Annotated in this window: 10 protein-coding genes and 1 pseudogene; 8 read left to right on the top strand and 3 right to left on the bottom strand. The window is 67.7% G+C overall.

Annotated features, from left to right (window positions below):
* Positions 1-3: 3 nt before the first annotated feature.
* Positions 4-6,426, top strand: coding sequence for an HNH/ENDO VII family nuclease (locus ACWC09_RS33430; RefSeq protein ID WP_450854671.1), 6,423 nt, complete (start codon positions 4-6; stop codon positions 6,424-6,426).
* On the top strand, positions 6,426-6,917 hold the full coding sequence (locus ACWC09_RS33435; RefSeq protein ID WP_450854682.1) for an SMI1/KNR4 family protein: 492 nt from the start codon (positions 6,426-6,428) through the stop codon (positions 6,915-6,917). The genes ACWC09_RS33430 and ACWC09_RS33435 overlap by 1 nt, the downstream gene beginning before the upstream one ends.
* A 531-nt stretch (positions 6,918-7,448) precedes the next feature.
* On the opposite strand, the gene ACWC09_RS33440 is transcribed toward ACWC09_RS33435, so the two are convergent.
* Positions 7,449-7,622 carry a DUF397 domain-containing protein gene (locus ACWC09_RS33440; protein WP_450854672.1) on the bottom strand — a complete coding sequence of 58 codons (174 nt, stop codon included), beginning with the start codon at positions 7,620-7,622 and terminating at the stop codon, positions 7,449-7,451.
* Positions 7,623-7,702: 80 nt separating this feature from the next.
* Positions 7,703-8,521: pseudogene (locus ACWC09_RS33445) on the bottom strand (helix-turn-helix domain-containing protein); the annotation flags it as partial.
* A gap of 148 nt (positions 8,522-8,669) precedes the next feature.
* On the opposite strand from ACWC09_RS33445, the gene ACWC09_RS33450 reads away from it, so the two are divergent.
* From ACWC09_RS33450 to kynU, 4 genes are all read left to right on the top strand, one after another.
* Positions 8,670-9,134, top strand: a complete 465-nt coding sequence (locus ACWC09_RS33450) for an ATP-binding protein (protein ID WP_450854673.1) — start codon at positions 8,670-8,672, stop codon at positions 9,132-9,134.
* A gap of 201 nt (positions 9,135-9,335) precedes the next feature.
* Positions 9,336-9,749 (top strand): DUF3151 domain-containing protein, encoded by a 414-nt coding sequence (locus ACWC09_RS33455; RefSeq protein WP_450854674.1) that lies wholly within the window; start codon positions 9,336-9,338, stop codon positions 9,747-9,749.
* Positions 9,750-9,900: 151 nt separating this feature from the next.
* The gene (locus ACWC09_RS33460; protein WP_450854675.1) at positions 9,901-10,740 is read left to right on the top strand and encodes a tryptophan 2,3-dioxygenase family protein; all 840 of its coding nucleotides are present in this window, start codon (positions 9,901-9,903) and stop codon (positions 10,738-10,740) included.
* Positions 10,733-11,935, top strand: coding sequence for a kynureninase (gene kynU / locus ACWC09_RS33465; protein ID WP_450854676.1), 1,203 nt, complete (start codon positions 10,733-10,735; stop codon positions 11,933-11,935). The genes ACWC09_RS33460 and kynU overlap by 8 nt, the downstream gene beginning before the upstream one ends.
* Here kynU and ACWC09_RS33470 read toward each other — a convergent pair.
* Positions 11,916-12,263 carry a hypothetical protein gene (locus ACWC09_RS33470; protein ID WP_450854677.1) on the bottom strand — a complete coding sequence of 116 codons (348 nt, stop codon included), beginning with the start codon at positions 12,261-12,263 and terminating at the stop codon, positions 11,916-11,918. The genes kynU and ACWC09_RS33470 overlap by 20 nt on opposite strands.
* A 28-nt stretch (positions 12,264-12,291) precedes the next feature.
* Here ACWC09_RS33470 and ACWC09_RS33475 point away from each other — a divergent pair, with 28 nt between their 5' ends.
* Positions 12,292-13,239 (top strand): alpha/beta hydrolase, encoded by a 948-nt coding sequence (locus ACWC09_RS33475; protein ID WP_450854678.1) that lies wholly within the window; start codon positions 12,292-12,294, stop codon positions 13,237-13,239.
* Positions 13,240-13,711: 472 nt separating this feature from the next.
* A partial coding sequence (locus tag ACWC09_RS33480; RefSeq protein WP_450854679.1) for a hypothetical protein occupies positions 13,712-13,974 on the top strand: 263 nt, incomplete at its 3' end.

Consider the following 13,974-nt stretch of genomic DNA (forward strand, 5'->3'; position numbering starts at 1 on the left):
TCAGTGACCCACGCGCTGTCCGCAGCCGCCGGCACTCAGGCGGGAACGCTGCCGATCAAGCTCGCCCAGGCCGCGGACTCGCCGACACCGACCGGGACTTGGCAGGTAAAGCTGTTCGACCGGTCCGACGCGCTGGCGGGCGGACTCGATGGTGCCCTGATGACCGTGACCGCCCCGACCACCGGTTCCGTGCCCATCGATGTACAGCTGGACTACTCCCAGTTCCAGAACCTCTACGGTGCCGACTGGGCGTCGAGGCTGAAGTTCGTGCAGTTCCCCGAGTGTTACCTGACCACCCCTGACACCGAGGGATGCGACGCGTACCAGGAACTGGAAACCGTCAACGACTCGGCGGCGAAGACCGTCTCGGCAACCGTGGACACGGCCGCCGACGGCACCGTGAGCCAGGCCTCGGCGAACAGCACAACCACCAGCCAGTCGTCCGGCGTCTTCCAGGCCTCATACGTGCAGCCCGCCGCGGCCACCGGCGACAAGGCCGTAGTCGCGGCCATCGACTCCGGTGCCGGCGCGAGCGGCACCTTCAAGGCGACCCCGCTCGCTGCTTCGGACAAGTGGGAGGCCGGAGGCTCGTCGGGAGCGTTCACCTACTCCTACCCGTTGCAGGTTCCGCCCGCTCCGGCCGGCCCGACCCCGCAGGTCTCGTTCGCGTACAACTCCCAGGCTGTGGACGGGAAGACGGCTGTCTCGTCGCCGCAGGCCTCGTGGGTCGGTGAGGGCTGGAGCTACGAACCCGGTCATATCGAGCGCCGCTATCGCTCCTGCCAGGACGACCGCAAGGACGTCGACGGCAAGACCCCCAACAACACGGCCAAGAAGGACAAGACGTCGGACCTGTGCTGGGCGTCGTACAACGCCGTGATGTCCCTGAACGGGCGGTCCACCGAACTGGTCCGAGTCGGCACCACCAACACCTACCGCCCCCAGGCCGACGACGGCACCCGGGTCGAACTGCGCACCGACGGCGACAACGCGGACAACAACGACGAGTACTGGGTCGTCACCACGCCTGACGGCACCAAGTACTTCTTCGGTCTGAACAAGGTGGGCGGCTCGCACGCCGACACCCAGTCCGTCTTCACCGCGCCGGTCTTCGGCAACTACCCCGACGAACCGTGTCACAAGGACGTGTTCGCGGACTCGCGTTGCACACAGGCCTGGCAGTGGGGCCTGGACAAGGTCGTGGACACCAGCGGCAACACGATGATCGTCAACTGGCAGCCGGAGACCAACTACTACGCGGCGGACAAGAACTTCAAGAAGCCGGTGCAGTACGTCCGCGGCGGCTACCCCACGAGCATCGAATACGGCCTCCGCCCCAGCAACCTCACGAGCCCGGCCGCGCGGGTCGTCTTCGACGCCAAGGAACGCTGCCTGGCCAGCGACACCGTGTGCGCTCCCGCCAACTTCGACAAGACCAAGGACCCGGCCGCCTACCGCCCCTGGTGGGACAGCCCCGGCAACCTCAACTGCAAGTCCGACTCGAAGATGTGCCCGGCCTTCCCGTCGTTCTGGACCCGTATGCGCCTGGACGCCGTCACCACCGAGGCCGCACGGCCCGGAGCGAGCGGTCTCGCCACCGTGGACCGGTACGACCTGGACCAGTCGTTCCCGCGTGACTGGTACAACACCTCCCCGAGCCTGTGGCTGAACTCCATCACGCACTACGCCTACGGCCCCGGCGACACCAAGGGCTCCAAGATGCCCCCGGTGACCTTCTCCGCGTACACCGTCGACGCGGGCGATCCGCTCGGTGACTACCTGGCCGACAAGCACCTGCCCAACCTCGTCCCCCGCTACAGCGGCGACCCGCGCCCCGGCTTCACCCGGCCCCGCATCGGCACGATCACCACCGAGGCGGGCGAGGACATCGAGGTGACCTACTCCGGCGGCTGCAAGACCGAACCGTCGGTCGCCCCCGAGGACAACCACGGCACCTGCTTCCCTGTCCGCTGGTCCCCGGACGGCGACGAGAAGAAGCCCGCCATCGCGTGGTTCAACAAGTACGTCGTCTCCTCGGTCCGCCAGCACGACAAGGTTTCTTCCAATGGCAGGGACATCAACACGTCCTACGGCTACGACAACGCAGCCTGGGGCAAGGACGACGACGAATTCAGCAAGCCGGACCTGCGTACATACAGCGTGTGGCGCGGCTACCAGAAGGTCACCGTCCTCAAGGGCGACGCCACCTCGGGACCGGACGTTCCACAGACGCAGTCCAAGTCGGTCACACGATACTTCCGCGGCGCGGGGGGAGTGCTGAAGGACTCCAAAGGCACTGTTGAACTCGGTGAGGACAGACCCGAGTTCGCCGGTATGGCAGCCGAAACGCTCACCTACGACAGCAGCGCCGACAGTGCCGAACTCGTCAAGCGCACGCTCACCTTCCCGAACTCCCAGCAGACCGCCTCACGCGCGCGTGACGGCGGCCTCGACCCGCTCCTCGCCCACCGCGTCTGGACCAGTCGGAGCGACGCGATCCAGACCGTCGGCTCCAGCTGGCGATCGGTGCGCACCGAGACCGTCAGCATGGACACCGACCACGGCCTGCCGCTCGCCGTCGAGACCTCCGTCGTCCAGCCCGACAGCAGCGGTGCCGAGAAACACAGCGACTACACCTGCGCCAAGACGGACTACGCGAACAACGACGACGCCAACATCATCGGACTGCCCAAGCAGGCCCGCACCACCGCCACCTCCTGCGACGGCGCGGCGACCGCCACCAAGGAGCAGCTGATCTCCGCCGTGCGGGACACCTACGACAACAAAGCCTGGGGCGACGCCCCCACGGCCGGTCTGGTCACCACCGAGCAGACCAACGACGCCGTCGGCACCGGCTGGATCCGCAGTGCCCTGACCACCTACGACCCGCTCGGCCGCATCCGCACCATCACCAACGCCAAGGACGATCTCGTCTCCCGGACCGAATACACGCCCGGCGACGAGGGAGGCCCGGTCACGTCGATGAAGGTGATAGACGACCTCGGCCACACGGTGACCACCACGCTCGACCCCGGCCGGGGCCTGGTCCTGACCCGCACCGACACCAACGGCCACGTCACTCGAAGCCAGTTCGACGCCTTCGGCCGCCTGATCAAGGGCTGGACGCCGTCCCACTCCTCCGGCACCCAGAACCCGGACATCCAGATCTCCTACCAGATCACCTCGGGCAGCAAGCCCACCGCAGTGACCGTCCAGTCCCTACGCGACGACGGCGGCTACGACAAGCAGGTCACCCTGTACGACGGCATGCTGCGGCCCATCCAGACCCAGAGCCCCGCTCACGGACCCGGCCGGATCATCGCCGACACCAAGTACAACGACCATGGCCTGACCTCCCAGACCAACAACCCCTACCTCGCCCAGGGCGAACCGCAGGCAGAACAGTTCAAGCCGAAGAGCGACACACTCGTCCCGAGCGGGAGCGCCACGACCTACGACGGCCTGGAACGCTCCGTCAAGGTCACCACCATCCAGTCCGGCACTGCCGTCTACTCCAGCAGCACCACCTACGGCGACGACTACACCATCGCCAAGCCCGCCGGCGGCGCCACACCCGCGACCAAGACATGGATGGACGCCCTCGGCCGGGTCATCCGCATCCAGCACTACACCAAGTCCGACCTGAGCCAGTGGCGGGACACCGTCTACGAGTACGACGTCCGCGGCAACCGGAAGCAGGTCACCGACGAAGCGGGCGACACCTGGAGCTACGGGTACGACGCCCGTGGTCGCCTCACCGACTCCTACGACCCGGACACCGGCCACTCGTCCTTCGGCTACGACGACCTCGACCGCAGGACGAAAGCCGTTGACGCCAACCAAAAGGCTCTCTACACCGAATACGACGAGATCGGTCGGATCAAGGCCACCCGTGAGGGCAGCACATCGGCCGCCCCGACCCGCGAATGGGAGTACGACAAGCTGGCCGGCGCCGACGGCATGCTCGACGCCACCATCCGCCACGACGCCAGCGGTGACTACATCACCCGTGTCACCGGCTACGACTCCGACTACCGGGTCACCGGCCGCGAGGTCGTCATCCCCAACACCTCGGCCATCACCAACGGCGTCGCCGGTACATACCAGTACGGCTACACCTACACACCCACGGGCAAGCCGCGCAGCACGACCCTGCCCGCCACGCCCGGTGGCCTGGCCCAGGAGGAGGTGATCACTCGGTACGACAGCGACGGTATGGCCGAATCCACCTCCGGCCTCGCCTGGTACACGGCGGATGTCAGCTACTCCTCCTACGGCGAGCCGGTGCGCACCGTCACTGGCCCGCAGCCCTACCGGGTCTGGACCACCAACTTCATCGACGACCACACCGGTCGCCTCCAGCGCACGGTGACCGACCGCGAGACCGCGGGCCCACACCGTCTGGCGGACACCCGCTACTCGTACGACACGGCCGGCAATCTCACTTCTGAAGCGTCACAGAACGCCACGTCCGCGAGTTCCACAGCCTGGGACACCCAGTGCTTCACCTACGACGCGATGGGCGAGTTGGTTCACGCCTGGACGTCGAACATCACCCCGAACAACAGCGGCACCGGCTGCAAGTCGGCAAGCGGAAGCGCCTGGGGCTACCGCACCGACGGCCAGCGCTCCGGCGGACCCATCGCCAACGCTCCGGACAGCCAGACCGACGCTACGGCACCCGACGACGCCCTGAAGACCTCGCTCGCCGGCGCTGCCCCGGACACCACCACCATCGCGACCGGCACGAGCACCACCTACTGGGACTCGTACACCTTCGATGCGCTCGGCAGCCGGGTCACCCAGACCCAACACGCCACGGCAAGCGGCCTGAACACCGCGCAGGACGTCAACCGCACCTACGGCTACGGCAAGGTCGTCACCGGCAACGACACCGCCCAGTCGACCCTGACCCAGCCTCACACCCTCACCAGCGTCACCAGCACGAAGGACGCAACCAGCAGCAGTCAGTCCTACTCCTACGACCTGGCCGGCAACACCCTCACCCGCCCGGGCACCACCAAGGACCAGTCCCTGACCTGGACTGCCGAGGAGAGGCCGGCCACGGCTACCGCAGAAGGCACCACCACCCAGTACATCTACGACGCCGACGGCAACCGCATCCTCCAGCACTCCTCCGCCGGCACCACGCTCTACCTCGGCGAGTCCGAGATCACGACCGACGGCTCCGGAACCCCGGTCAACGCCGTCCGCACCTACGGCCAGGCAGGCGCCCCGACCGTCGTCCGCACCACCAACGGCTCGGCCACCGGCCACCAACTCAGCTGCCTGATTTCCGACCAACTCGGCACCGCCACCGTCGCCGTCGACCTCGGCAAGGACCAGACCGTCACCCGCCGCGCCTTCAAGCCCTACGGCGAGACCCGCGGAACCAAGCCGACCACCTGGCCAAACCAGCACACCTACGTCGGTGTCGGCATCGACGACGCCAACACCGGCCTCACCCACCTCGGCGCCCGCGAATACGACCAGAACACGGGACGCTTCATCTCGGCGGACCCAGTCATCGACATCACGGACCCGCTCCAGATGAACGGGTACGCCTACGCGAACAACAACCCCGTCACGAGGAGCGACCCCACGGGCATGTGCCCGGTCGACCTGTGCGGAGGTGGCGAGGGCAAGGGCGGCTCGACCACGGGCGAAGTGACGAAGACGGCCAAGTCGAGCCCGGTCTACCAGCAGCTTCCCTACGACCACGTCGTGCCCGGCACTGCAAAGCGCCAGATCTTCCCCGGCGTTTACATACCCTCCCATTTCCCGGGCTGGAAGCAGGTCAGAGACCGCTTCTACCAGCTCTGGATGACCACCATGAGCACGAACGGGGCGACGCCCCAGTACCTCGCCGATCCGTCCAACCCGGACCAGCAGGCGCAGGTAGAACAGTGGCTGTGGAACGCCTGCAGGGGCGGAAAGGCCTGCCCGAAGGGCACTACGTCGAGCTTCATGCAGGTTGTCGCGGGCGGCATCTTTGCACTCGGCTGGAATGGCCGGGGAGGTTTGGAAGGGCTATCCGAAGCCCGAGCCACGAAGGCGCTTGGCGGGTGCCCGAACTGTAAGTACTGGTCGCAGACCACCTACAACGGTCAGCGAATTTATCAGAGGGATGATCTGGTCAATCCTGGCTACGTGTCTCCTGTGGACAAATATGGTCGAAGTAATCTCAAGAGGATGAGGCAGGGCTTGGCTCCCATGGGGCCGGACGACAAGCCTCTGAATCTCCACCACTTGCTTCAGACACAAGACGGGCCCATTGCCGAAGTGACGTCTTCCTTGCACTTCGGGAACTATAATCAGTTGCATTGGAAGGCGGGTACCAACATTCCGAGCGGGATCGACCGCCCGTCCTTCAATGCCTGGAAAACTCAGTACTGGAAAGATAGAGCGGCAGGATTTGATGAATGATGAACGCTGTAGAGGCGAGTGAGCGGCTAATTGAGTTGGTCCGCAGTAACGATGACATTGCGAACCACGGTGACGGTTGCACAGCAGAGACCATTACCGGGGCTGAGCGTGATCTAGGTGCCACTTTTCCGTCATCGTACCGGCGCCTCGTCGAGGAGTTCGGGACCTGGGACATTGCCGGTGAAGAATTCCTTGGCGTATATCGGGCGCCTGCCATGGGGCAGCAACTGCTGGGATCTGTCACGGAAACTCTGGACGCCCGTAGTCGGTATGGAATGCCATCAGACTTGATTGTGGTTATGTTCGACGGAATGGGTGGTCTTGTTGTGCTGGAGGCGTCTCGACCGGATAAGGAAGGAGAGTATCCGGTCCTCGTTTGGAATCCCGGATCAATAGATCGCGCGAGCCTAGAGAAACTTGGGGATAGTTTCGGCTCCTTTGCTCTTGAGCTCTGTCAGCGGGCCGTGACGCGTTGGCGAGAGGAAAGGTAATTCTGGCTCGAGAGTGGGGCGCCAGGATGTCGCAGAACATGATCGCTCCCGGTGTACTTCGTGAGGCGGTCGCGATGGGGGCTGTGCCCGTCGCGGCATCGGTGTCACGCACGGGCGAAGCTCGCTGGGAGGCTGGCATCTCGACTGTCGAGCGTGGGTTTGGAAGGGTGTCGCGGGAGCGCTGACGTGGGAACTTCACGTCAGTGACGCGAAGTTCGGCACGTTTATGCCTGAGTGCGATGGTCTTTCTGCAATTATTCGTGCTTCAACTAATGGAATTCCGTGGACGCTTGTCGGCGATGACTCGCTGGCGAACTTCCTTCAAGATGGATTGGGTCGGGCGCTGAGGTTTGTGATTGGTCGCTCCGATCTGTGCCCACTGGACTCCGCCGAGCGGGGAGCAGCGGCGGTGACCTGGTTCCTCGGAGCGTTGTTCGGGCCAGTCGTCGAACTCGTCGGCCATGAGGGGTGTGCTGAGTAAAGAGTGCACACCGGGAGGCACGTCCGGCATCTGGAGGAGAGAGCTGCCTGTCACAGCTCGCCAGCGATGACGCCCATCCGGAAGGAGATCCACTCGGACGCCGTGAAGCGTAGGGGAGCCCGGTCAGGGTTCTTGGAGTCCCGGACTGCCCTGGCGCCGCCGGGGAGTTCGGCGACTTCGACGCAGTCGTGCTCTGCGCCACTGGCGGACGCCTTCCGCCACATCGCCTCGGTGAGGTCGTACGCGTACAGGTCTGCCTTGGGGTGATTCGCTTCCGGTGACTCTCTTCCAACTCGGCGATTCTCGCAAGCGAGTCCTCCACCGGGAGGGCAGTTGAGCGGATGCGCTCGAAGGTACTGGCGAAGGGCGTCGCGTCGTCGCCCTCAACGTACGTCGCGCCGCTGAGGTACTCCAAGAGCACGACGGAAGGCATGGGTGGAGGGAACCCGGTGAGGGTGAAGCCACCGATCACCCCCGGGTGTGCAGTGGAGGCCAAGGGCATCAACTGCACGGTGACGTTGGGCATGTCCGAGGCGTCGAGCAGACGGCGGAGTTGCTCGCGCATCGTTGCGGGCCGTACTGCGAAGCGCTGGTGCAACCCTGCCTCGTGGATGATGGCCCACAACTCCGTGGCTCTGCCCGGGCGGGAGAGAACCGCCTGCCTGGCCATCCTCACCTCGGCGAGGGCAGCCACCTCGTCCGGGGTACGTGATGTTGTCACCCCTGCGATCGTTTCCCGGGCGTAGGCGGCTGTCTGCAACAGGCCAGGGATGACGAGTGGTGACCAGGGGTAGATGGTGTCGGCGTCGCTCTCAAGGGAGATGTAGTCGGCGTAGGTGGGTGAAACGACTGCGCTGTACGTCTGCCACCAGCCTTTCTTGCCTCCGTCCCGCGCCAAGTCCTCCAGTGCGGAGTCTTCTACCCCGTAGACACGCAGCAGCGCCCCCACGTCGGTCGGCCGGATGGCTTGAGTGGCGCTTTCGATCTTCGAGAGTTTCGGTCCCCTCCAGCCCATGGCGGTGGCTGCGTGGTCGAGCGTCATGCCGGCTTCATTGCGAAGGCGGCGCAGGCTCGCGCCCAGACGGCGGCGTCGGACAGTCGGTACCAGTGGCGAATTCGGCATGCGCGGAGTGTGGCAAGCCGGCTGTCCGTATCGCACAATTTCGCGAGAATTTCACCACCAAAGGTGGGAAATCCTCCATCTAGGAGAGAAATATTTCCGATCGGTGCAAGCTGTGGGCAGTTCTCCTCGACCGCAGGGAGGCACTGCCATGCACGTCGCATCAGCCGCTACGTCCATCACTCGGCTCAGCCCCGGCTCCTACCTCCGCCCTCGCCCCCAGGGCTTCGCCGCCCACATCTGTGCTTCACCGCAGAACCTGGGCGCCGTACGGACGTTGACCCGCACCGAACTCCTCGGGCACGGCATCGCACCCGACGCCGTCGACTCGGTGCAGCTCGTCCTGTCCGTACTCGTCGGCAACTCTGTGCGGGCCTGCGGTGAGCACGTGCCGCTCGTGGTGGAGGTGTACGTGACGTCGTACGGGATCGCGGTGAACGTGCACGATCCGGACCCCGGCGCCTTGCCGAGGCGCCGGGTGACCGCCCTCGACAGCGCCGAGGCGGAGAGCGGACGCGGACTGGTCGAGCTGCTGGCACCGGGGTGGCATGTGCGGAGGTCGGCGATCGGGAAGCAGGTGCGGTGCCGGGTGCCTGCTGAACCAGGGTGGGGCTGAGGCAAGCTCCGTGCCCGAGGGGTGAGGGCCGTACGGCAGGGTTCGGAAGCGCACCGTCTCTCAGAGGCGGCATTGGCACCGGATCTCTCGTCATCGTCACTCATGGTGATCATTCCTGTCATGCCGGTCATTCAGGAGTCCATCTCCTTCTCGACGGGTGGAAGTGATGGCACCCCCGGACGGATGTCGCAGACTGGACCCATGTCGATTCACGAGAACCTCCTCGGGGGCCCGCCCCCGACCCACCTCCCCGACGACCCCGCGCCCCGTGAGCTGCTGGCGAACGGCACCGCGCCCGCGGACGTCGCCGCGAAGTACCCGACCTCCTCGCTGGCCTGGGCCCAGCTGGCCGACGACGCGTTCGAGCGGGGCAGCGTCGTGGAGTCGTACGCCTATGCCCGTACGGGTTACCACCGGGGCCTGGACGCCCTGCGCCGCAGCGGCTGGAAGGGCCACGGACCGGTTCCGTGGGAGCACGAGCAGAACCGCGGCTTCCTGCGCGCCCTGCATGCCCTCGCCCGCGCCGCCGGATCCATCGGCGAGCAGGAGGAGTACGAGCGCTGCACCCAGTTCCTGAAGGACTCCTCCCCGACGGCGGCCCAGACCCTGGGCTGAGTGACCGCCGATCCGAGGTCCGCCTGGTGTGATCAGGCGGACCTTGCCTTTTCGCGGGACCATCGAAGAGGATTTGCGGCGGGGACCGGGGCCCCCGTGTCGGTAACGGCAGGGGCGGACCGCTACCCGGAGTACACAACAGGAGACAGCGATGTCCCACGAGGCTCACGAATCCCAGGAGCCCGAGACCCCGCATCTCGACTTCGCAGGCACGACGCCGTACGAGGACTACGTCAAGGCGGACGTGCTCACCCACCTCCAGCACACCCTCTCCGACGATCCCGGAGAGATGGTCTTCCTGGTCACCACCCAGGTGATGGAGCTGTGGTTCACGGTCATCGTCCATGAGTGGGAGACGGCGGCGCACGCCCTGCGCAAGGACGACATCCCGACGGCCATCGCCGCGCTGAAGCGCTCCGTACGGGAGCTGGAGGCGCTGAACGCCTCCTGGAGGCCGCTCGGCCAGCTCACCCCGGCCCAGTTCAACGCGTATCGCAGCGCGCTCGGCGAGGGCTCCGGGTTCCAGTCGGCGATGTACCGGCGGATGGAGTTCCTGCTCGGCGAGAAGTCCGCGTCCATGCTGGTCCCGCACCGCGGCGCGCCCCGCGTCCACGCCGAGCTGGAGAAGGCGCTCGCCGAGCCGAGCCTCTACGACGAGGTACTGCGGCTGATGGCCCGGCGCGGCTGCGCCGTCCCGGCGTCCGTCCTGCGCCGTGACGTCTCGCGGCGCTACGAGCCCGACGACGCCGTCGAGGCCGCCTGGACCGCGGTCTACGCCGGCGACGAGAGCACCGAACTCGCCCGCCTCGGCGAGGCGCTGACCGACGTCGCCGAGCTGGTGTGGCGATGGCGCAACGACCATCTGGTCGCCACGCGCCGAGCCATGGGCGCCAAGCCGGGCACGGGCGGCTCCGCCGGGGTCGCCTGGCTGGAGAAGCGCGCGCAGAAGAACGTGTTCCCCGAGCTGTGGACGGCGAGGTCTCATGTCTGAACTTGCCGCAAGGGCAGAGGAGTTGGACGCCGCCGACGAACTCGCCGGACTGCGCAAGCAGTTCGTGCTCGACGAGGTGGTGTACCTGGACGGGAACTCGCTCGGCGCGCTGCCGGCGGGTGTCCCCGGCCGGGTCGAGGACGTCGTACGACGCCAGTGGGGCTCCCTCCGTATCCGGTCCTGGGACGAGAGCGGCTGGTGGACGGCGCCCGAGCGGATCGGCGACCGGATCGCCCCGCTGGTGGGGGCGGCGTCCGGGCAGATCGTGGTCGGGGACTCCACAAGTGTCAATGTCTTCAAGGCACTTGTGGCCGCGGTGCGGATGGCGGGGGAGGGCCGGGACGAGATCCTCGTCGACGCCACCACCTTCCCCACCGACGGCTACATCGCCGAGTCGGCGGCCCGGATGACGGGTCGCACGCTGCGTCCGGTGACGCCGGCGGAGGTGCCGGCGGCGCTGAGCGACCGTACCGCCGCCGTGCTGCTGAACCACGTCGACTACCGCACCGGACGGCTGCACGACCTGCCGTCGCTCACGGCCGCCGTGCACGCGGCGGGCGCGATCGCGGTCTGGGACCTGTGCCACAGCGCGGGCGCGCTGCCGGTCGGGCTCGACGAGCACGGGGTCGACCTGGCGGTCGGCTGCACCTACAAGTACCTGAACGGCGGCCCCGGTTCACCGGCGTACCTCTATGTCCGCCGCGACCTGCAGGACCGCTTCGACTCCCCGCTGCCCGGCTGGAACTCGCACGCCGAGCCCTTCGGCATGCGGCCGGGCTACGAGCCGGCGTCCGGCGCCCTGCGCGGCCGCGTCGGCACACCGGACATCCTCTCCATGCTCGCCCTGGAGGCGGCGCTGGAGGTCTGGGACGGGGTGTCGATCGAGGCGGTGCGCGCCAAGTCCCTGGCGCTGACGGACTTCTTCCTGGAGTGCGTCTCCGGGTACGTCGACGAGGGCCGCGTCGAGTGTGTGACGCCCGTGGCGCACGGCGAGCGTGGCAGCCAGGTCGCGCTGCGGTGCGGGGACGCCGGCGATGTGATGAAGCGGCTCGTCGAGCGGGGTGTGGTGGGGGACTTCCGGTGGCCGGACGTCCTCCGCTTCGGATTCACGCCGTTGTACGTCGGGTTCGCGGACGTGGAGCGGGCGGCTCGGGTGCTGGCGGAGACGCTGGGGGTCAGGTCGGCAGACGGCTGACGAGCTGACCGATCCCGTTGACGGCGGCGTACCGGGTCAGGAGGTCGTCCAACTCGCCCAGACGGCGTTGGAGTTCCTGGGCGTCGCCGGAGGCGCCCACGCCCACCTGGTAGTTGACCCGTGCGCTGCCGCCCTGGCCGAACGCGCTGCCGCTGATGTTCCCCCGTATCCCCCGTCCGGCGATCCGGCGCCCTTCCTGGTGGGTGCCACTGAAGTGCAGAACCGTTTGACCCTCACCGAGCGTGACATCCCCGTGTCGGCGCACGTCACCGGCCTGGTACCGTCCCCGCCAACGGCCGAACACCACCTGGTCCGCCGAAATCCCCAAACCAATTACGTCGCTGAGAGGTTGGAGCATGCCGGACGACGCCGCAGCAGCCCGGGCCGCCGCCGAGGAGGAGTCGGCCTTCTCGCACCCGGCGGTCGACCCCGACTCCACCGCCGCGTACGGCGACGACCCGGACCAGCTGATCGACTTCTATGCCCCGCGCGATCTGGAGCCCACGGGCCCGCTCGCGCCCCTGGTCGTCGTCCTGCACGGCGGCGCGTGGCGGGCACCCTACGACCGACGCCACATCTCACCGTTCGCGGACTTCCTGGCCAGGCGGGGGTTCGCGGTGGCGAGCGTGGAGTACCGACGGGGGCGGCTGATTCCGGCGCAGGGGGGTGCGGACGGCGGAACCGGCGGGCACGGTGGCGACAGCGGCGGGAACGGCAGTGGTGACGGCGGCGGTGGCGCGATCGCGGGCCGTTGGCCGGACACCTTCGACGATGTGGCCGCCGCGCTGGACGCGCTGCCGGCGCTGGTGCGCGAGACGCTCCCGCAGGCCGACCCGCGTCGCATGGTGATCACCGGGCACTCGGCGGGCGGCCATCTGGCGTTGTGGGCCGCCGCACGCCATGTCCTTCCGGCGGACGCGCCCTGGCGCACGGAACGTCCCGCGCTGCTGCGCGGGGTTGTCGCCCTCGCGCCGATCGCGGACTTCGAGGTGGCCGACAAGCTGGACGTGTGCGGGGGTGCGGTACGGCAACTCCTGGGCGCCGGTGAGAGGTTCGCGGAGCGCCGCCCGTACGCCGACCCGGCACTCCTGCTTCCCACCGGCATCGCGACCACACTGGTCCAGGGCCGCTCGGACGTCGACGTCCCCCAGGCGGTCGCGGAGGCCTACGCGGACGCGGCCGCTAAGGCGGGCGAGATGGTGGGCCTCACATTGCTGGAGGACGTCGGCCACTTCCCCCTGATCGACCCGGCGGCGGACGCGTGCGCGGTGGTCGCGGAGGAGATCGCACAGTTGGCGTGGTGACACGCTCTGAGCAGGCCTTTCCCGCCCGGTCGTGCGGTCCCTCTCATACCCGTAGTACCTGAGAGCTACGGCGCAGGTGAGCTCCTCGGCATGACGCGGACGACAAGCCCGTCTCCGTAACTTCCCCACCAGACAAGCCCGATGGCCGGGCGGACTGGAGGGGGAGACGACCATGGGGCGGGAGACGGGGGCACGGGGAGCGGCGGTCGCCGGGGGCCGACGGGGAGCGGGCGCGCGGGGGTGCGGGAGCTCGGAATCGCATAGCTGCGAGGCGCTGGGCGCGCGCGGCAGAGATCTGGCAGAGGCGGGCGGCTCGGGGGAGTTGGGCGCTCGCATCTGCGGGCAGACCTGCCGCAGCGGCGCTGCCGACCTCGCGGACACACCGTCCAACCTGCGTAGCTGCGGGCAGCCGTGCCGCTGGAGCGGCTCCCGACCCAATGAGGGCGGTACCCGGCCGGCATCGGCGAGTGACATGCGCTTCCTGGTATCGGCGTCGGCGAGTGACATGCGCTTCCTGGTATCGGCGTCGGCGAGTGACATGCGCTTCCTGGTATCGGCGTCGGCGAGTGACACGCGCCTCCCGGCATCGGCGTGGGTCGACCGGCGCCCCCTCGACCAGCGAACCCACCACGCGGCCGAAGATGACAGCACCCGAATCGTCGGGCGCGTACGGTCGCGCGTGGAGCGCGTCGTCGGAGACATCCGGCCAGGGCTCACCCAGGTGCAGACGCAGAA

It is taken from the genome of Streptomyces sp. NPDC001617, assembly GCF_053596855.1.